The organism is Vibrio fortis (assembly GCF_024347475.1).
Lineage (GTDB): Bacteria > Pseudomonadota > Gammaproteobacteria > Enterobacterales > Vibrionaceae > Vibrio > Vibrio fortis.
This window is the reverse complement of the sequence record NZ_AP025487.1, coordinates 1070207-1089394: the sequence shown is the minus strand read 5'-3', so window position 1 is coordinate 1089394 and position 19188 is coordinate 1070207. Positions and strand designations below refer to the sequence as shown.

Annotated in this window: 16 protein-coding genes; 6 read left to right on the top strand and 10 right to left on the bottom strand. The window is 45.0% G+C overall.

What is annotated here, in order from left to right:
* Positions 1-51: 51 nt before the first annotated feature.
* Entirely contained in the window at positions 52-780 is a 729-nt protein-coding gene (locus OCV50_RS04980; protein WP_261904122.1) for a MipA/OmpV family protein, read from the bottom strand.
* A 381-nt stretch (positions 781-1161) separates the two neighbouring features.
* Between OCV50_RS04980 and OCV50_RS04975 the strand changes: the two genes are divergently transcribed.
* The 3 genes from OCV50_RS04975 (at position 1162) to OCV50_RS04965 (ending at position 6028) form a co-directional block, all read left to right on the top strand.
* Positions 1162-3096 (top strand): PrkA family serine protein kinase, encoded by a 1935-nt coding sequence (locus OCV50_RS04975; protein ID WP_150895222.1) that lies wholly within the window; start codon positions 1162-1164, stop codon positions 3094-3096.
* An 86-nt stretch (positions 3097-3182) separates the two neighbouring features.
* Positions 3183-4454: a YeaH/YhbH family protein gene (locus OCV50_RS04970; protein ID WP_261903857.1), complete on the top strand. Its 1272-nt coding sequence runs from the start codon at positions 3183-3185 to the stop codon at positions 4452-4454.
* Between the two features lie 11 nt (positions 4455-4465).
* Positions 4466-6028, top strand: coding sequence for a SpoVR family protein (locus OCV50_RS04965; protein WP_261903856.1), 1563 nt, complete (start codon positions 4466-4468; stop codon positions 6026-6028).
* 105 nt (positions 6029-6133) lie between these two features.
* Here the strand turns inward: OCV50_RS04965 and sohB are convergent, their stop codons facing one another.
* Positions 6134-7201 (bottom strand): protease SohB, encoded by a 1068-nt coding sequence (gene sohB, locus OCV50_RS04960; protein ID WP_261903855.1) that lies wholly within the window; start codon positions 7199-7201, stop codon positions 6134-6136.
* Between the two features lie 132 nt (positions 7202-7333).
* Between sohB and OCV50_RS04955 the strand changes: the two genes are divergently transcribed.
* Positions 7334-8077 carry a YciK family oxidoreductase gene (locus OCV50_RS04955; RefSeq protein ID WP_261903854.1) on the top strand — a complete coding sequence of 248 codons (744 nt, stop codon included), beginning with the start codon at positions 7334-7336 and terminating at the stop codon, positions 8075-8077.
* 76 nt (positions 8078-8153) lie between these two features.
* On the opposite strand, the gene OCV50_RS04950 is transcribed toward OCV50_RS04955, so the two are convergent.
* The 7 genes from OCV50_RS04950 to hinT all read right to left on the bottom strand — a co-directional run bounded on the left by OCV50_RS04950 (position 8154) and on the right by hinT (position 14428).
* Positions 8154-9443: an NAD(P)/FAD-dependent oxidoreductase gene (locus OCV50_RS04950; RefSeq protein ID WP_239840563.1), complete on the bottom strand. Its 1290-nt coding sequence runs from the start codon at positions 9441-9443 to the stop codon at positions 8154-8156.
* 447 nt (positions 9444-9890) lie between these two features.
* A complete protein-coding gene (gene ycfP / locus OCV50_RS04945; protein ID WP_032549500.1) occupies positions 9891-10430 on the bottom strand; it encodes an alpha/beta hydrolase YcfP in 540 nt (179 codons plus the stop codon).
* Positions 10431-10538: 108 nt separating this feature from the next.
* Positions 10539-11393, bottom strand: a complete 855-nt coding sequence (locus OCV50_RS04940) for a phosphotransferase (RefSeq protein ID WP_261903853.1) — start codon at positions 11391-11393, stop codon at positions 10539-10541.
* 135 nt (positions 11394-11528) lie between these two features.
* Positions 11529-12119: a penicillin-binding protein activator LpoB gene (gene lpoB, locus OCV50_RS04935; protein WP_239840561.1), complete on the bottom strand. Its 591-nt coding sequence runs from the start codon at positions 12117-12119 to the stop codon at positions 11529-11531.
* A 98-nt stretch (positions 12120-12217) separates the two neighbouring features.
* Entirely contained in the window at positions 12218-12601 is a 384-nt protein-coding gene (locus OCV50_RS04930) for a YcfL family protein (RefSeq protein WP_239840560.1), read from the bottom strand.
* Positions 12601-13926 (bottom strand): COG3014 family protein, encoded by a 1326-nt coding sequence (locus OCV50_RS04925; RefSeq protein ID WP_390905144.1) that lies wholly within the window; start codon positions 13924-13926, stop codon positions 12601-12603. Before OCV50_RS04925 ends, OCV50_RS04930 begins: the two co-directional genes overlap by 1 nt.
* A gap of 151 nt (positions 13927-14077) precedes the next feature.
* Positions 14078-14428 carry a purine nucleoside phosphoramidase gene (gene hinT, locus OCV50_RS04920; protein ID WP_150871736.1) on the bottom strand — a complete coding sequence of 117 codons (351 nt, stop codon included), beginning with the start codon at positions 14426-14428 and terminating at the stop codon, positions 14078-14080.
* Positions 14429-14707: 279 nt separating this feature from the next.
* Here hinT and OCV50_RS04915 point away from each other — a divergent pair, with 279 nt between their 5' ends.
* A complete protein-coding gene (locus OCV50_RS04915; RefSeq protein ID WP_261903851.1) occupies positions 14708-16699 on the top strand; it encodes a methyl-accepting chemotaxis protein in 1992 nt (663 codons plus the stop codon).
* A 182-nt stretch (positions 16700-16881) separates the two neighbouring features.
* Positions 16882-18048, top strand: a complete 1167-nt coding sequence (locus OCV50_RS04910) for a DUF1887 family protein (protein ID WP_032549507.1) — start codon at positions 16882-16884, stop codon at positions 18046-18048.
* A gap of 199 nt (positions 18049-18247) precedes the next feature.
* Here the strand turns inward: OCV50_RS04910 and udp are convergent, their stop codons facing one another.
* On the bottom strand, positions 18248-19006 hold the full coding sequence (gene udp, locus OCV50_RS04905) for a uridine phosphorylase (RefSeq protein ID WP_261903850.1): 759 nt from the start codon (positions 19004-19006) through the stop codon (positions 18248-18250).
* Between the last annotated feature and the right edge of the window lie 182 nt (positions 19007-19188).

Here is a 19188-nt window from a genome sequence, read left to right as displayed (position 1 = left end):
CATGAGCAACCCTTTTGCGTTCTATGCTTTCAAGCTAATCAATGTCAGCGACTAGAAGACGTAAGCAATACCGACATTCGCGGTGGTATTCACGCCACTCTCAATAATTGGGCTCTTCTCAATATCACCTTCTAAGTTGGTATAACGTACACCGCCAGTTACGCGAATGTTTGGCGTAATGTGCATGTAACCACCGAAGCCAATAAAGTACTGTCCATCCCAGTCAGCATCAAATTCATCCAAACTCGTTCTTGCTGCCTCGTCCGCACTCACACCATAAAGATGGTTATTCAAACGTTCACTATTATACGCGTAACCGATTGAAGGCGTGATCCCCCACCCTTTGCGACGTATAGGCAAGCGCCAAGCAACTTCACCATAAAGGCCATTGTGTTTAAAACCTATGTCTGAACCGGCTGTCGCTTCAAACATACCAACTAACGTGATCACTTGATAGCTCACGCCACCTAATACAGACGCTTCACGCTCATCAAGCTTTTGAATATCAACATTATCTGAATCACTTGGTTTTAAAGTTCTTGGGTCATACACAGCTCTAAATACAATGTTCTGTGGGCTTCCGACAGGAAACAAACGGTAACCAGCGCTAAAGCCACGCATAAAAAAGTGTTCACCTTCGTAACCCACCATCGGAATAACGGCGCGATTCGACGGCGTGTCTTTATACACTGCTGGAGAGTAAGAAGCAGCAACACCTAAAGACCATTGCGATATCTTAGCTTGAACCCCAGAAGTCACCAATAAAGTGGTACTTACCACTAACGCTTTTACCCAATTTCTGTTCACTATCAACCCTTCATAAATCTGTATAAATTAAAACCAAGCGAACTATACAGTATGAGATACCCAAAAATCAACAATTCACCCGACCAATATTCGATAATGTTCATTATTACCCTGTAAATAATAAAACTTCAAAATTTAAAAACTCTGTTTAAAAGTTCTTCGTATAACTAGTCATTCGTTTAGGCGTTGTCCCTTAGTTTGTACATTCAGCAAACATCACAAATCCGACAAAAATGTAAATAAATGCATAATTGTTAAGCAGAATTGTATAAGCGGGTCTAGGCTTAAGTTGTGGGGAGTTCGTAATTTTCAATCGCTCGTCAGTTTTGACTGGTTAACAAGGGGAATGTGACTATGAGTATTTTCGACCACTATCAATCACGCTATGAAGCAGCCAAGGAAGAAGAGCTGACTCTGCAAGAGTTCCTTGGGTTGTGTAAAGACGATAAGAGTGCTTATGCCAACGCTGCTGAGCGCCTACTGCTTGCGATCGGTGAGCCTGAAGTCATCGATACCGCACAAGACCCTCAGCTCAGCCGAATTTTCTCGAACCGTGTGATCTCTCGTTACCGAGAATTTGAAGACTTCTATGGCATGGAAGACGCGATCGAACAGATTGTTTCTTATCTAAAACATGCAGCTCAAGGTTTAGAAGAACGTAAACAGATTCTCTACCTCCTTGGCCCTGTGGGTGGCGGTAAATCATCTCTGGCAGAGAAACTAAAATCACTCATGCAAAAGGTGCCTATTTACGTACTTTGCGCTGACGGCGAGCGAAGCCCTGTAAATGACCATCCATTCTGCTTATTCGATGTTAATGAAGACGGAGACGTTTTAAAGCAAGAATACGGCATTGAGAAGCGCTACCTACGCTCGATTATGTCTCCTTGGGCAGCCAAGCGCCTGCATGAATTTGGCGGTGACATTTCGCGCTTTAAAGTCGTAAAAGTACGCCCATCAATTCTTGATCAAGTCGCGATTGCGAAAACCGAACCGGGTGATGAAAATAACCAAGACATCTCATCTTTGGTGGGTAAAGTTGATATCCGTAAGCTAGAGCACTTCTCACAAGACGACCCAGATGCATACAGCTACTCGGGCGCATTGTGTAAAGCAAACCAAGGTCTTATGGAGTTTGTAGAGATGTTTAAAGCACCTATCAAAGTGCTCCATCCTCTACTAACCGCAACGCAAGAAGGTAACTTTAATGGTACTGAAGGCCTTTCAGCGCTGCCATTCGACGGTATGATTCTCGCGCACTCAAATGAATCTGAGTGGCAGACATTCCGCAACAACAAAAACAATGAAGCTTTCCTAGACCGTGTATACATAGTGAAAGTCCCATACTGTCTACGCGTTTCTGAAGAGGTGAAAATCTACCAGAAATTGCTTGAGCACAGTGAGCTGTCCAAAGCACCATGTTCACCGAGCACACTTGAGCTACTGTCTCAGTTCAGTATCTTGTCTCGCCTGAAAGAACCTGAAAACTCATCGCTGTTTTCGAAAATGCGCGTGTACGATGGTGAAACCCTGAAAGATACCGATCCAAAAGCGAAGAGCTACCAAGAGTATCGTGACTACGCCGGTGTTGATGAAGGTATGTCCGGTCTATCGACTCGTTTCGCCTTTAAGATTCTTTCGAGAGTGTTTAACTTTGACCAGACCGAAGTCGCGGCAAACCCGGTACATCTGTTCTACGTTATTGAGCAGCAGATTGAGCGTGAGCAATTCCCTCAAGAGACCGCCGAGAAGTACCTAGAGTTCTTGAAAGGATACCTAGTGCCACGCTACGTAGAGTTCATCGGTAAAGAAATTCAAACCGCATACCTAGAGTCTTACTCTGAGTACGGTCAGAATATCTTCGACCGCTATGTCACCTACGCTGACTTCTGGATTCAAGACCAAGAGTACCGTGATCCTGAGACCGGTCAGCTATTCGACCGCGCTTCACTCAACGGTGAACTTGAAAAAATCGAGAAAACAGCGGGTATCAGTAACCCTAAAGACTTCCGTAATGAAATCGTAAACTTCGTACTTCGTGCGAAAGCGAACAACAATGGTAAAAACCCAGTTTGGACCAGTTACGAGAAGCTACGCACTGTGATTGAGAAGAAAATGTTCTCGAACACCGAAGAGTTACTCCCTGTTATCTCATTCAACGCGAAAACATCTTCTGAAGACCAGAAGAAGCACGATGACTTCGTCGCTCGTATGATGGAAAAAGGCTACACCGAGAAACAAGTAAGACTGCTCTCTGAATGGTACCTAAGAGTTCGTAAGTCCTCATAAGCCAAAACGTGTCGAGCTGCCTAGTGAGGGCAGCTCCACTACTCACAAGAAGTAGGTTCACGACGAAAATTTGAGAGGGAATTCTTATGGCACAATTTATTGATCGGAGGCTCAACGGTAAGAACAAGAGCGCAGTAAACAGGCAGCGCTTTATTCGACGCCACAAAGAGCAAATCAAAGAGTCGGTAGCAGATGCTGTTAACCGTCGCTCAATCACCAATACAGAGACGGGTGAAGATGTCTCTATTCCGCATAAAGACATCAAAGAGCCAAGCTTCCATCAGGGGCAAGGGGGCGTAAGAGAGCGCGTCCATCCAGGTAACGACCAATTCATCACTGGCGATAAAATCGAACGTCCAAAAGGTGGTGGACAAGGTAGTGGCTCTGGACAAGGTGAAGCGAGTCCGGATGGCGAAGGACAAGATGAATTTATCTTTCAAATATCCAAAGACGAGTACCTTGATATTCTGTTCGAAGATCTTGAGCTGCCTAACTTAGAAAAGAATCAGATAAACAAAATCACCGAGTGGAAAACACACCGCTCTGGTTATCAAACTGCAGGTATTCCATCAAATATTGCGGTAGTTCGTTCACTGCAACAATCGCTCGCTCGAAGAACCGCGATGACTGCAGGTAAGCGCCGCGAACTAAACTCATTGATGGAACAGTTAGACAAAGTACAAATGACAGAACCTGCTCAACCTTTCGAAGAGACGCGATTAAAAGAAGAGATCGCTGAACTGAGGAAGAAAATTGAGAGTGTGCCTTTCATTGATACGTTCGACCTGCGCTACAAAAACTATGAGAAGCGCCCTATTCCATCCAGCCAAGCGGTAATGTTCTGTCTGATGGATGTTTCTGGCTCGATGGATCAAGCAACCAAAGACATAGCGAAACGCTTTTATGTATTACTGTACCTGTTCTTGAACCGAACCTATGAGAACGTAGACGTCGTATTTATTCGCCACCATACACAGGCAAAAGAAGTCGATGAACACGAGTTTTTCTATTCTCAAGAGACTGGTGGCACGATTGTATCCAGCGCACTTAAGCTGATGGATGAGATTGTCGTAGAGCGCTACCCAGCCAATGAGTGGAACATATACGCAGCACAAGCGTCCGATGGTGACAACTGGGCAGACGATTCACCACGCTGTAAAGAACTACTGGTCAAAAAACTACTGCCTACGTGCCAATACTATTCTTATATCGAGATTACTCGTCGCTCACATCAAACGTTATGGCATGAGTATGAAAAGCTAGAAGCGACCTTCGATAATTTCGCCATGAAAAACATAAAAACGGTGGAAGATATCTTCCCAGTATTCAGAGAACTGTTCCAGAAAGAGACAGCGTAAGGAGGCTTTTCATGACAACAGAATCCAAAGTTGCAGAGAAAGATAGCCCTGCGAATAACAACAAGGGCAAGAGGCTACCAGACGGCCCTGATTGGACGTTTAATCTCTTAGAACAATACCACGTCGAGATCAAACGTGTTGCGGAGTACTACCGACTCGACACCTACCCTAATCAGATTGAGGTTATTACCTCTGAGCAGATGATGGATGCCTACTCCAGTATTGGTATGCCGATTAATTACAACCACTGGTCGTTTGGTAAAAAGTTCATCCAAACAGAGCAAAACTATAAGCACGGCCAGATGGGGCTTGCTTACGAAATCGTGATTAACTCTAATCCATGTATCGCCTACCTGATGGAAGAGAATACGGTGACCATGCAGGCGCTCGTGATGGCGCACGCTTGTTACGGCCACAACTCTTTCTTTAAAGGTAACTACCTTTTCCAAACATGGACGGATGCTAGCTCCATCATCGACTATCTTCTGTTCGCGAAAAAGTACATCGCAGATTGTGAAGAAAAGTACGGCGTCTCAGAGGTTGAGCAGCTACTCGACTCATGTCACGCGTTAATGAACTACGGTGTAGACCGCTACAAACGCCCTGAAAAGATCTCCATCGCAGAAGAAACAGCACGTCAACAAGAGCGAGAGGCGTACCTACAGTCTCAAGTTAATGAACTGTGGCGCACCGTACCGAAGAATCGAGATAAAGAGGAAGAACAGAAGGTTCGCTTCCCAAGTGAACCCCAGGAAAACATCCTCTACTTCATTGAAAAAAATGCCCCACTGCTAGAACCATGGCAACGTGAGTGTGTTCGTATCGTGCGCAAAATCAGCCAATATTTCTACCCACAAAAACAGACTCAAGTGATGAACGAAGGCTGGGCAACCTTCTGGCACTATACGATTTTGAACCACCTCTACGATGAAGGTCTAGTTAGCGACAAGTTCATCTTAGAGTTTCTCCACAGTCATACCAGTGTTGTGGCACAACCGCCATACAACAGCCCTTACTTCAGCGGAATTAACCCTTACGCACTTGGCTTTGCGATGTTTCAAGATATCCGCCGAATCTGTGAAAACCCAACAGATGAAGATAAGGAGTGGTTCCCTGAGTTAGCTGGTAGCGATTGGCTTGAGGCGGTGCACTTTGCCATGCACAACTTCAAAGATGAGAGCTTTATCAGTCAATATCTATCACCCAAAATCATCCGTGACTTTAAGTTATTTTCTATACTCGACGATGACCGCAAGAGCGTGATTGAAGTGAGTGCGATTCATGATGAAATGGGCTATCGAATGATCCGTGAAAAGCTCGCCGCACAATACAACTTGAGTAACCTAGAGCCAAACATTCAAGTCTTTAACGTAGATGTGCGAGGCGACCGTTCAATGACTCTACAATACGTGCCTCACGACCGCATTCCCCTAGATAAAGGCTATGACGAGGTAATGAAGCATCTTTATCGCTTGTGGGGCTTTGACGTGGTCTTAGAAGAGCTGAAAGACACGGGACATAGGGAGATTCTAGCAACGTGCCCAAAGCGTAATGATTACGGCTCGAAGATCTAACTAGACCCATCACCACATTACGTTCATCAAATAAAAAAGCGCACTGGCTAATACCAGTGCGCTTTCACTTTTTATACAAGAGGCTTCCTATTAAGGAACCGATACTTATACGATTGGCTTTTGACCACGCTCAATCAGCTTAAGCAAAATGTTATCTGCCGACTTACCCGCTACGCCAGCAAGCTTGTCTGAAAGCTTCTTCTTTTGAACGTAATGGATAGCGAGAACTGTCTTCTCTTTACACGCATCAACAACGATGTCGTCAGAAGTACGGATCTCATCGACCAAACCCAGAGCATGAGCTTGAGTACCAAACCAGTGCTCACCTGTCGCCACTTTTTCTAAATCTAACTCAGGGCGGTGGTCACGAATAAAGTCTTTAAATAAGCCATGAGTCTCTTCAAGCTCCTGCTTAAACTTCTCACGCGCTTTATCGTTGTTCTCACCAAACATCGTCAGTGTGCGCTTGTATTCGCCTGCCGTTAGCTGTTCAAATTCAATATCGTACTTTTTCAGTAGCTTATTAAAGTTAGGTAGCTGAGCAATAACACCGATAGAACCCACAATCGCGAAAGGCGCTGAAACAATCTTATCGGCAATGCACGCCATCATGTAACCGCCACTTGCAGCAACTTTATCAACAGAGATAGTCAAAGGAAGACCCGCTGCTTTAATGCGATCAAGTTGAGAAGACGCTAGACCATAGCCATGAACCATGCCGCCACCAGACTCAAGCTTAAGCAATACTTCATCGCCCTCACGAGCCACAGCGAGTACCGCTGTTACCTCTTCACGAAGAGAAGCGACTTCCTTAGCATCGATACTGCCATTGAATTCTAAAACAAATAGGTGCGGTTCACGCTTGCTGTCTAGCTCCCCCTCTTTCGCCGCTTTCTTAACTTCTTTGCCGCGTGACTTGGTTTTCTCTTTTTCCGCTTTCTTTTCAGCTTTATCACGAGCCTTGATGAACGCATCATCATGTAAGTGATGCTCTAGCTGCTCTATCGTCTGCTTGTGGTGATCAGATAGGTTAGTGATTTCCAGCTCACCTTTTATCGCGCTTGATTTGCCACCCACCGATTTCGCAATCACTAAAATTGCAATAATGGCGATTACAACAGTCGCAATCTTGGCTAAAAACAAGCCGTAGTCCAACAAAAATTCCAATGTCATATCCCCTAATGTACGAATTAGTGTATTGTAACCATCTTGTCACGATTACCAAGAATTTCTAATCATTCCTGCGGTTATCTGTGTGATTAAACATCAATGGAATGACGAACATAAAAAAGAAGGATAAGCACAGTGGATTACCCAATCTCTACAGATGCCCTCAAAGATAAAGTAATTTTGGTTACAGGCGCTGGAGCCGGTATTGGCCGCCAAGCTGCACTAAGTTTTGCTCAACACGGTGCGACTGTAATTTTGCTCGGCCGTAACGTGAAAAACCTTGAGTTTATTTACGACGAAATCGAAAAGGCAGGTTACCCACAACCTGCAATCATCCCGCTGGACCTTAAGGGTGCCACAAAACAGAACTACATCGACATGGCCGAGACTATCGAGTCTCAGTTCGGTCGTTTAGATGGTCTACTACACAACGCAGGTGTACTTGGTACACTGAGCCCATTCGACCAAATCGAAGAAGACACGTTTGATGATGTTATGCAGATTAACGTGAAGGCTGAGTTCCTAATGACTCAAGCTCTGCTGCCTATACTCAAGAAAGCGGAAGCGGGTCGTATTGTTTTCACCTCTTCAACGGTTGGCCACTCTGGCCGCGCGTTCTGGGGCTCTTACGCCATCTCAAAATTCGCGACTGAAGGCATGATGCAGATCTTAGCGGATGAAGTTGAAGGCACAGCACTGCGTGTAAACGCGATTAACCCTGGTGCGACTCAAACACGTATGCGTGCTAAAGCGTACCCAGGTGAAGATGCGAACAAGCTTAAAACACCATTGGACATTATGCCTCTGTACCTGCACTTGATGAATCCAAGTGTGACAGACGTACATGGCCAGTGCATTGATGCGCAACCTAAGCGATAATCGCCTAGCATTTTGTACAAAGCATAAAAAAAGAGCTCTCAGGAGCTCTTTTTTTGTCATAACCGTTTTAAGCTGATTAGTGCAGCTTCAGGTTTGGACGCAGTACGCGGTTAATACGGCCTACCAACATCATCAGTGATGTCTTAATCACGCCATGTAGCGCCATTTGGTGCATACGATAAAGCGAGATATAAACTACTCGAGCGATACGACCTTCAACCATCATTGAACCTTTAGTCAGGTTGCCCATTAAGCTACCTACTGTCGAGAAGCGGCTAAGAGAAACCAGAGAGCCTTTATCTTTGTAGATGTAAGCCTTCAGATCACGACCATTTAGTTTTGCAATGATGTTGCTGAATGCGCAGCTTGCCATTTGGTGTGCCGCTTGTGCTCGCGGTGGCACAAAAGAACCGTCCGCTTGTGTGCATTGTGCTAAGTCACCAATAACGAAAATATCGTCATCACGCGTTGCCTGCAGCGTATCTTTTACCACCAACTGGTTGATACGGTTTGTCTCAAGACCGCCAATATCTTTAATGAAGTCAGGTGCCTTGATGCCCGCTGCCCAAACCATGATCTGAGCTGGGATCTTCTCGCCATCTTTAGTCGTAAGACCATCAGCGTCAGCTTGAGTCACCATAGTCGTAGTACGAACATTCACGCCAAGTTTAGTTAACTCTGAATGCGCTGCACTTGAAATACGTGGAGGTAGCGCAGGAAGAATACGCTCACCCGCTTCAACTAGGTTCACGTTAAGCTTGCTTGAATCTAGGTCGCCAAAACCGTAGGTACGTAGCTCTTTTACCGCGTTATGCAGTTCAGCAGAAAGCTCTACACCCGTTGCACCTGCGCCAACAATCGCGATGTCTACCGTACCCTGACCGTTCTTAGCATGCAGCTTCAAGAACTCATTGTTCATCTCGGTACGGAAACGGTGCGCCTGCTCAGGGCTATCTAGGAAGATACAGTTATCGCGAACACCAGGAGTATTGAAATCATTCGACGTTGAACCGATTGCCATAACTAGAATGTCATATTCCAGCTCACGGCTTGGCATCAGTAGCTCGCCACTTTCATCACGAAGTTCGCTTAGGGCGATAACCTTACGCTCACGATCGATATCGTTAAGGCTACCCATTTGGAAATCAAAGTAGTGATTCTTTGCATGTGCACGGTAGCTTAATGCGTCGACACCTTCATCTAAAGAGCCTGTTGCTACCTCATGCAGTAACGGTTTCCAAAGGTGACTCGCTTTGCGGTCAACCAATGTAATCGTTGCGCGTTTCTTGCGTCCTAGGGTGCGCCCTAGCTTGGTTGCTAGTTCTAAACCACCAGCACCACCGCCTACTACGATAATTTTTGTCACGATGACAGTCCTCTACAAAATAAATAAATGGGGCTCGGCTCGATTGCTCCAACCGATAAATTCTGTTTTCTACTCGATAACCTGCGTTGTCGCAGTGGGAAGAATCGATTCGTTTCCTATCACCGAGTGTTTAGAGGGGCTAAGACTAAAGTCATCTGCTTTAGTGTGTTCACGTGGATAAAATGCACTTACCTGCGAGGCATAGCGCGAAAAATGGGCAAGTTTATGACTCGCTCTCAATTTTTTTTGATATTTATCAAAATATTTTATTACCGAACATTATATAGAGCAAAAACGTGACCGCAACTAAAATCCTTACCTTCAATGAGGTTTCGAAGAAAAATAGCTAACGTTTGCGTCATTTTCATTCACGTTACAAATAAGTTGAACACAAAAAAAGCAGCGCTTGTTAGAGCACTGCTTTTTGACTAAAAGTTTTATAGAAAGTTAAGCGTTTTTGAAGGCTTTCATCGCTTGTAAATGCTGAGAAATCTTCTTGAATTTATGGCTCTCTTTCTCATCCCAAATGATCTGATAATAGTCTTCCAGCTCCGCGGCCGTTTTACTATTGTCATGAATTTCATCTTCACGAGACAGTACAACTAAACAACGATCTTTGTTCTTCATTCGATATTGGCTGACACACTTTGTTGCAATATCTTCGTACTCTTCTGGACGGTCAATCCTACCAACCATGTTTTTTTCTGGTCTTAGGTTCGGGTTAAAGATCACCTGTTTGATGCCACATAAGAAACCGATGCGCTCAGACCAATAACCACCTAAACCAACACCACAGATTATCGGGTGTGGATCATCAGACTGTTCAATCACTTTGTGCACTTCTTTAAGCAAGTGCTGCATATCGTGTTTCGGATGTAGAGTACTGTAGTTAATGAAACGAACGTCATCGTCAATGAATTGCAACTGCAGTATTTTTTCGTGGTTGCCCGGGCTTGTTGAGTCGAAGCCATGTAGGTAAATAATCATTGTACCTCCCTGGTAAAATGCTGGTACGTTTTGATAAATCTAACATGAAAAATAAGGTTTTAAAGTACAGATATCTGAATTTGCATTTTTCCCATCCTAAACGTGATCCTAGCTACAGAAAGTGCAACTGAGTGCTCGCGCTTCATGCAGGTATTGTTCATCCCCCCACAACTGGTGGGCTAGCAAATACCAAAGCATCGCCATCATTTTACTGCGTGGTAGCCAAGCTTTGACACCATCTATCCATGCTTGTGTGTCGTGAATGCCTCTAAATTGACAGTATTGTTTGACGGCCTCTTCTACTGACTCATTGGCGACTGAAATAGTCAGCGTTAAATCAAGTCGAGGATCCGCCAGTGCAGCATACTCCCAATCAATAATCTTTATCTCACTATCCTGACGTACGAGGTTGTAACCACCAAGGTCAAAATGACAGAGTGTGTTTTCCATTGGAGGGAGGCTAGGTGCGGAGCGCCACTGTTGGTAAATCGTTTCAAACTCTTCACTTCTATGTTCTTTATCAAGCCTCAGCCAATAGTGGTCAACGCGAGCGGTAAAGCAAAAAGGATGCAAAGGCAATCGTGAAGTGTTCACTAAATGTACAGACACTAACGTTCGCATTAACTGCTGAAGTGAAAGGTTATCGTGAATGGTGTCGCCTTCAACCCACTCGACCAGCAAACCTTGCTTGTTGATGGTAATTGGCTGAGGTGCAATCTGCAGTTGTTCTATTGCTGAAAGCACTTGATACTCTTCATGTCGAGAGATACAGAATGCTTCTGTGATTGATGTGATCGGTCGCCAAACAAAAGCTTGCCCATCGGATGCTTCAATCTTCCAACAACGGTTAGTCAGGCCACCAGTTAGCGTTTGTGCTTTGACAGGAGATACATCGAAATAGTCATCAAGTGAGCCTAAACTCACATCTAACTTTTTGGCTTCATCCCAGCTAAAAATCGCCATATTCTCTGTTCTCCCTATAAAAAAGACACCAACGTCAACCGCAGGTGTCTTTTATTGTCACTTAGTCTTGGTGTAGCGTAAAGAGCGCACATCACTCATAACGGGTATACCACATCTATCGCTACTCAGACTGAATTATAGACCCAGTAGGCTCTTAGACTTTTGCTTACGGATTTCTGTCTCGTCTGCCCACTCGATTAGACCAGACTCAAGATCCATTAAACGCATTGTCATTTTGTAGTACACGTCTTGGTCACTACCGTCTTTCTTAACGATGCTTGATAGGTTGCCGTAAAGCATGTATTGAGCGCCGACCATCTTACCGAACTGAATCGCTGAGCTCTGGTTAACAAGTTCGTCGTTGTTTTGGAAATTCAGTTGATCACGAACTGACTCTACACGATCCATATCAACGAAGCGGAACTTACCTGAGTTCAACATTTTAGTACTGATTGTGTCTGTGATTGACTCAGTATCGATATGTTCACTGGTTTTGTTCTTAATGCGCTCTACAAACACGATCGGACGCTGATCACGGGTAATGTAAGAAACCGAACCAGAAGCCATCATGCTATCAACCATTTCACCAGCAATCGTTTGAAGGTCTGTAGAACCGAAATCGATGGTCGTGGTTTCTACTGCTTGCGCATCACCATAACTTACTTTGTTTGAACAACCGCCTAGAATTACAGCCAATCCTAATAGCGCAATGACACTCTTTTTCATTTTATTTCCTCACATATCCGAGTAAGACAACGCCCTACCCATAAATTTTAGGGGCTCAGTTGAACGGTTATCATCATGTTCAACGGAACCGTTAATTATTACTGTTCCCGAAACTGCACTCTAAACTGTGTTGCTTTCGGGTTTACTGAAATCTCTGACAAGGTGATGGTTTCAAAACCACGCACAATGGCTTGCTTCCAAGGCCCTTGTTTCAAATTCACCTCTAGGCCTGCATCGTCATACCAATAAAAGCGATAGAGGATGTTCTGATCACCCTTGTATTCACTAGTCAGACGCACAAGTCCACGAGTATGACCGTCTACTTGGTCGGTTCTAACATCATCAACTAGCAGTCGACTACCTAGTACCTTGTCACCAAAAAATACGTTTTGCGTTAGGCCATCAACACGTACGCCCGCTGTGTTCTCTGCACAACCGGCTAAGGCTGCTACAGCCGCTAAGCTCACTAACCACTTTTTCATTACAGCCTCCCTAGCTGCTTGTGCCACATGGTGGCGTTGTTCCCTTGACGAGAAACCCAAACCAGCGTGGTTTGCCCTTCTCGCACATCAAACTGATATGACTTGCCGCCCGCTTCTAACGTGTAGTTACCCAACGCTGCCACATAGGTGCTGCTCTTCACTTGAGCAGGCAGCGACTGCCAACTGCGAGTATCTGGTTGTTCAGTCAGGGTATTCCAAACATTGAACAACAAGTTGCCGACATCATCACCCTTCGTCGCTTCTTTACGAATTCGGTCTTTTGCGACCACTCGCAGTGCTTGACGAATAACAATACCCGGCAGGCGCTCAGATAAATCGTTCTGTGCCATGGCGTCTACATCGGTCAACAAACTGCCGTTAAGCGAAGTGCCATTGATACGAATCGATGTAAATCGTTCATTTGGCTGCTTTGAATAGTATGGCAGAGCTAGAGAATATATGGCGCCTTGGTCGCGACTGTCATAAACCGGTAAATCTAGACGCCAACTGTCCATTGCTTGTACAACGCTCTGCTCATCTAAGACGATCACTCGTCCTTCACCAGAATGAAGAGACGCTGGCATTGAGTAGCGTTTCTTCAGCTTCGCTAAATCTTCACGCATACCTAAACGCTGAGCTACCAGCATAGTGCGTTCGATTATTTGTTGGTTATCAGGCATCACCGCCAATGCGCGTCGATAATCAACGTAAGCACTGTTAAGGTCATTAGACGCCTCATAAAGCAGGCCAGACAAGAACATCAAATAGGCATTTTGCACTGATTGCAGCTTTTTACCTGCGTCTGGGTAATTTGAAAGAATGCTACCCACGTTCGCTGAAAGCCCTTGAGACCTCGCATCATTTGCTGCGCGCTGAAGTTCTGCTTCACGTTGCTTCTTTGCTTGCTCCTGAACTTGGTTAGCTCGGCGCATTTCTACCAATGCACCCTCTAAATCATTCTGTTTGAGATAATTCAATCCAAGATAAAGATGAAGAAAGCCTAACTCATAATCGGCTGGGGTATATTCGGTAATGTTGTCATTAACGGCTAATGCACCCACACTAGCAGCGCTGTCTGTCACCGACACCACGGCTTTATCTTGCTGAACTCTTACGGCTTGGTCTGCTTGCTCGAACCAAGACTTACTCTCTGCGTATTGTTGGTCTAGTAAATATACACGGCCTTTTTCAAGGTTATCCAGAATGTCGCCTGCTGCGTAATCGGGTAGCTCTTGTTGAGCTTCTGAGTAATCACCCGCTCTCAGCGCTTGATACACGCTCTGGTTTTGAGCGCTATAGTGACTAAACAAGTTCCCCGCAGACATACTTGCACACCCGACAGTCAATGCGGACATCATCGCGACTGAAACGAACTTAACGTACTGTTTCAAAGATTTACTCCTGCCTATCTATACCAACCGATGCTTTGGACTACAGTTCACGCATAAAGTTGGTATAGAAAGTCAATTTTTTCAATTAGCTCATTAATAGTGGGCCAAGAGGGCGACCACCTACGAGGTGCATATGAATATGATAAACTTCTTGGCCACCGTGAGAGTTACAATTCACAATCAGTCGGTAACCATCTTCTGCAATGCCCTCTTCTTTAGCCAGCTTACGAGCAACCGTAAATAAGCGTCCCATCATCGCTTCATCTTCCGCTTCCACATCATTTGCAGTTGGAATCAGCTTGTTTGGGATAATCAGGATATGGCTTGGCGCACGAGGATTAATGTCACGAAACGCGGTAACCAAATCGTCTTGGTAAAGAAGATCTGCTGGAATTTCTTTATTGATTATTTTGCTAAAAATGGTTTCTTCAGCCATGTTTTTCTCCAATAAAACATTTACTTCTAAGAGCTTTGAGTATGCGTCAAGCCACTAGAAACCTCAATCAACCTGAGCCAAAGCATAATAAAAAACAGTGTTCAAATCAAAGAAAACCCTATCAAGGGCAAAAGAATGTTATGCCATAAATTACTGAGAGCTATTTTTGACGGGTGCGTCATAAAATGTGTGACTGGAACTCAATAGAATGCTGACACTTTTGTTACTTTGTTTTGGACCGGATTTTCGGTCTGTATTTTATTTTTAGGGAGAATGGCCATGAAAGGCTCAGTGATAAAACGCATGTACGCGGGCTTCGCACTGATCATCATCATGTTTGCAATTACGATTACAATCATGATGAGCAGCATGAATCAGATACACAGTAATTTCGAAAGCGTCTCTAAGTCTTCGCTGCCTCTCGTCACTCTCTCTAACCAAACCAGTGTGCAATTACTCTCTGCGGATAAATCATTCAAAGATTACCTCACCACACAGAATCAAGAGCGCATGACAGAGATGCGCAGCGAGTTTGCTCAATCACAACAAGCATTCTCCTCCGTTCTTCAAGAGCTTGAGGTTGCCAGTGCGACCAACCCTGTCCTTGTAGAACGTGTTGAGCAGTTAAAACAGCTAGAAGAACGCTACTTCTCAGAAGCAGAAGAGGCGATGAACAACTACGTCGCGATGTTTGTTGCTCAAGAGCAAGTGCAGAAAGCTTCGCGCGAGTTCCAACGCCTGCACTCAGAACTCACAGTTGGTATGAAAGAGTATGTTGCCGATCAGAAAAGCATCTCTGTTAAGGTAATGGCGAAAAGCTACTTCATTAAACTAAAAGATGCGGAGGTCATCACCTCTGACGCACTCGCGAGTTCAGACGTCGAGTTGGTGCAAAGCGCTGTAAACAAAAACAAGAAGGCGGTTACGCACCTCAACTACGCATACCGTGGCTTAACGACTCAACTGCCTGAGCTAAAGGGTGCTTTCGATGAGTCAGTACAGAAGTTTACCAAAGATGTAGGCCAAAAAGGTGGCGTACTCGATAAACACAACAACTACCTACAAGCGAAAAAAGCGCTATACATCAACATTGCTAACTTAGCCGTCGATGTTGACAAAGCAATGGCTGTACTGGACTCATTCAACGTGACCGCTGGTGAACAACTGGATAATTCTTTGGCTGAGGCGGGGGAAGTCTACGACCAAGGCCTGATGAAAGCCATCGCAATTGGTGTTGTGGTGACTGTATTTGCAGCAGCGATTGGTTATCACATTGCACACAGTGTGCGCGAGCCTTTGACTCGCATTTTGCATGCGCTTGAAGGTCTGACTCAAGGTGATATGACCAAACGCATCGATATTCGTTACGACAACGAATTTAGCCGTGTGAGCCGCCACATCAATACGCTGGCAGATAACCTACACAACATTCTAGTCAAGCTGAATGAAGCGTCTGACGAGCTAACGGAAACGGCAAGCATCAACCAAAAGACCTCTTCAACAACACAAAGTCAACTGAGCAATCAGCGTGAACAGACCGCTAATGTGGCAACCGCAATGACAGAGATGTCACATTCGGTGCAAGAAGTAGCAAGCAGCGCACAAAGCTCATTGACCATGGTTCAACAGGTCGAGTCTGCGTCTGAATCTGGTCGTCAAATCATGAACACCAACATCAGCACGATTAACCAGCTTGAGACACGCCTTAATGAGTCGGTTGTCGCAGTGGGTGAACTGCAACAGATGAGCAGCCAGATCGGCTCTATCCTTGATGTGATTCGTGGTATCGCAGAACAAACCAACCTACTTGCACTGAATGCCGCTATCGAAGCTGCACGTGCCGGTGAACAAGGCCGAGGCTTCGCGGTAGTCGCAGACGAGGTTCGTGTTCTAGCACAGAAAACAACACAATCTACCTCTGAGATTGAAACCATGATCAGCAACTTACAATCAAGCTCTAAGACAGCAGGTAATGTGATTGAAAGCTGTATGAACGATATGGAGATGTCGGTTGAACAGGCTTCCAATGCCAATAGCGCGATGGAAGAGATTCAGGCGCTTATCTTAGAGATCAGCCACATGAGTACACATATTTCTCAAGCGGCCGCAGAACAAAGTGAGACATCGAGCGACATTGCACGCAATATTGAAGACATCAACCACATTGCAGATGCAAGTTATCAAGCGATGTCGTCAATTGCTCAAGCGAGTGAAAACCTCACGATTCTTGCTAACCAACAAGGAGATTTAGTGCACCAATTCAAACTTTAGGTCCACTTTAAAGCGAATAAAGGTAAGACTTTGCTCGCACCAAATCGTTAACTGACTGAACAAGGGTAACTTTTATCAAAGGTTACCCTTGTTTTTTTAAGGCTTTGTCATTATATGAGTATTATGGCTTGCTGCTTTCCGTTACGATCCCATTTTGAGCGAGCCAATATTAAGGAATTTATATGGCTGTTCACGTTGGCATTATTGATCAAGACCCCATTAGGTTGATTACCCCTTTATTGGATAATCGAACCGTCAGTTCTCACATTGTCTTTATCGGCGATAAGACTCAAGAAGGCATGTATCTGCGTCTTCACTCTGTACTCCAAAAGCGCGACATTACGAGTGAGTTCTTTGAAATTCCTACCATCGTCAACACCTCTGTCATTAAAGAATCGATTCAAAACTTAGCCGAAGACCTCAAAGCACGTGGCCAAGAAGTCAAACTTAACGCAAGTTGTGGCCTAAGACATCGCCTGCTCTCTGTTTACGAAGTATTTCGCACTTATCACTGGCCGATTTTCGTGGTTGAACCAAACAGTGACAAACTGTGTTGGTTATACCCAAATGGTAAAGAAGACGCACAAGTTCAAGACCGCATCACCATTGATGACTACCTAACCGTGTTTGGTGCTCGCGGCGAATTTAACGACTTCGAACTGCCACCTCAGCTGGATCAGAAACTCTACGAACTGGGTGAGCGTTGGGCGAGTAATGCCCTTGAATTAGGCCCTGGCTTAGCAACACTGAATTACCTAGCAACTACGTGTCGTAAAGAGCAAAAGCTGGATGTTGAGCTTTCTGAAAAACAACAAGGCTATCGCGAGCTGAACATGCTGCTTACCGATCTCGTTGAAGCAAAGATTGCGACTTATCAAGACGGTATTTTAACCTTCGCCAATGAAGACGCGCGTCGTTTCTCGAATGGTGAATGGCTGGAAACTCTGGTACATAGCACGGTCAAACAGATTCAAGATGACATGCCAACCATTCAAGACCGTTCGTTGAACGTTCAGGTTTACCGCCAGCTAGGTGAACGTGAAGTTCGTAACGAACTGGATGTCGCATCGGTTGTAAATAATAAACTGCACATCATCGAGTGTAAGACCAAGGGTATGCGTGACGACGGCGACGACACCTTATACAAGTTAGAATCGCTACGTGATTTACTGGGTGGCCTTCAAGCTCGAGCAATGCTGGTGAGCTTCCGCCCTCTGCGTCATAACGACATCACCCGTGCAGAAGATTTAGGTTTGGCTTTGATTGGGCCTGATGAGTTGAAAGACCTCAAAACTCACCTGACATCTTGGTTCGCTGCCGCAGGTGGTCACGAGGATTTAGAGTACTAATCTAGTAATCTACTAAGCTACTAGCGGTCAAAGGTTTCACCTCTCATACATTAAAGGCGCATCATGCGCCTTTTTTATGTGCCTAGATTCTCACACTAACGCTGATCGACAGATACAAAAAAGCTGCACCATTAAGCGCAGCTTTTAACCATTCAAATCCCTCTATCACGTGAGGATAGAGATGTTCGAATACGTTCGATTACAGCATTTTACGAGCAGCTTCTACAACCACTTTGATTGAACGTGCTTCAGTCTCTTTCAATGTCGCGTGATCAGGAATCTCTTTCTGTGTACGGTTGATGATAACACCCGCTACACAACCCGCTTTCAGACCAGAACTTGCACACATAGTTAGCAGCGTTGCAGATTCCATTTCGAAGTTAAGAACGCCCATGTCTTGCCACTCTTGCATAGAACCTTGGAAACGCTTAACAACGCGGCCAGAGAACGTGTCGTAACGCTCTTGACCTGGGTAGAACGTATCACTTGATGCCGTTACACCAGTGTGAACTGTTGCACCAGACTCTTCTACTGCCGCTTTCATTGCCGTTGCAATTTCGAAGTCAGCTACCGCTGGGAACTCCATTGGAGCAAAGTGCAGGCTTGCACCGTCTAGACGAACAGAACCCGTTGTTACAATCATGTCACCCACGTTTACGTGTGGTTGGATTGCACCAGTTGTACCAACACGTAGGAAAGTACGTACACCAAGTTGCGCTAGTTCTTCTACAGCGATGGATGTAGATGGACCACCAATACCAGTAGAACAAACAACCACAGGCTTACCATCTAGCTCAGCGCGGTACAGTGTGTACTCACGGTGGCTTGCTAGAAATACTGGGTTTTCCATTTCATCAGCAATTTTTTGTACACGTGCTGGATCACCTGGGATGATCGCTAGTGTCGCACCTTGAAGATCAGCTTCAGTAATACCTAAGTGGAAAACAGCTTGAGACATAGTTTGCTCCTTGTGGCTTATTGAGTGTTCATCACCCTTATCTAAGCGCATTATAAGTTTGTGGGGTACGTGTTTACTCTAACCAAGCTATTTACAAAATGAAGTGACAAGCGTCACACCTATCCACGCAACATACATGCAGGTTTCACGAAAAACCGATTGGCATCACACTTTTACCGTAA

Excerpts from the sequence above, each read along its gene's own strand:
- OCV50_RS04940 (WP_261903853.1), bottom strand. The coding sequence starts at position 11,393 with ATGGCGATTTTTAGCTGGGATGAAGCCAAAAAGTTAGATGTGAGTTTA.
- OCV50_RS04930 (WP_239840560.1), bottom strand. The coding sequence starts at position 12,601 with ATGAAAAAGTGGTTAGTGAGCTTAGCGGCTGTAGCAGCCTTAGCCGGT.
- OCV50_RS04925 (WP_390905144.1), bottom strand. The coding sequence starts at position 13,926 with ATGTCTGCGGGGAACTTGTTTAGTCACTATAGCGCTCAAAACCAGAGC.
- hinT (WP_150871736.1), bottom strand. The coding sequence starts at position 14,428 with ATGGCTGAAGAAACCATTTTTAGCAAAATAATCAATAAAGAAATTCCA.
- OCV50_RS04965 (WP_261903856.1), top strand. The coding sequence starts at position 4,466 with ATGACAACAGAATCCAAAGTTGCAGAGAAAGATAGCCCTGCGAATAAC.
- OCV50_RS04970 (WP_261903857.1), top strand. The coding sequence starts at position 3,183 with ATGGCACAATTTATTGATCGGAGGCTCAACGGTAAGAACAAGAGCGCA.
- lpoB (WP_239840561.1), bottom strand. The coding sequence starts at position 12,119 with ATGAAAAAGAGTGTCATTGCGCTATTAGGATTGGCTGTAATTCTAGGC.
- OCV50_RS04915 (WP_261903851.1), top strand. The coding sequence starts at position 14,708 with ATGAAAGGCTCAGTGATAAAACGCATGTACGCGGGCTTCGCACTGATC.
- ycfP (WP_032549500.1), bottom strand. The coding sequence starts at position 10,430 with ATGATTATTTACCTACATGGCTTCGACTCAACAAGCCCGGGCAACCAC.
- OCV50_RS04975 (WP_150895222.1), top strand. The coding sequence starts at position 1,162 with ATGAGTATTTTCGACCACTATCAATCACGCTATGAAGCAGCCAAGGAA.
- OCV50_RS04910 (WP_032549507.1), top strand. The coding sequence starts at position 16,882 with ATGGCTGTTCACGTTGGCATTATTGATCAAGACCCCATTAGGTTGATT.
- udp (WP_261903850.1), bottom strand. The coding sequence starts at position 19,006 with ATGTCTCAAGCTGTTTTCCACTTAGGTATTACTGAAGCTGATCTTCAA.
- sohB (WP_261903855.1), bottom strand. The coding sequence starts at position 7,201 with ATGACATTGGAATTTTTGTTGGACTACGGCTTGTTTTTAGCCAAGATT.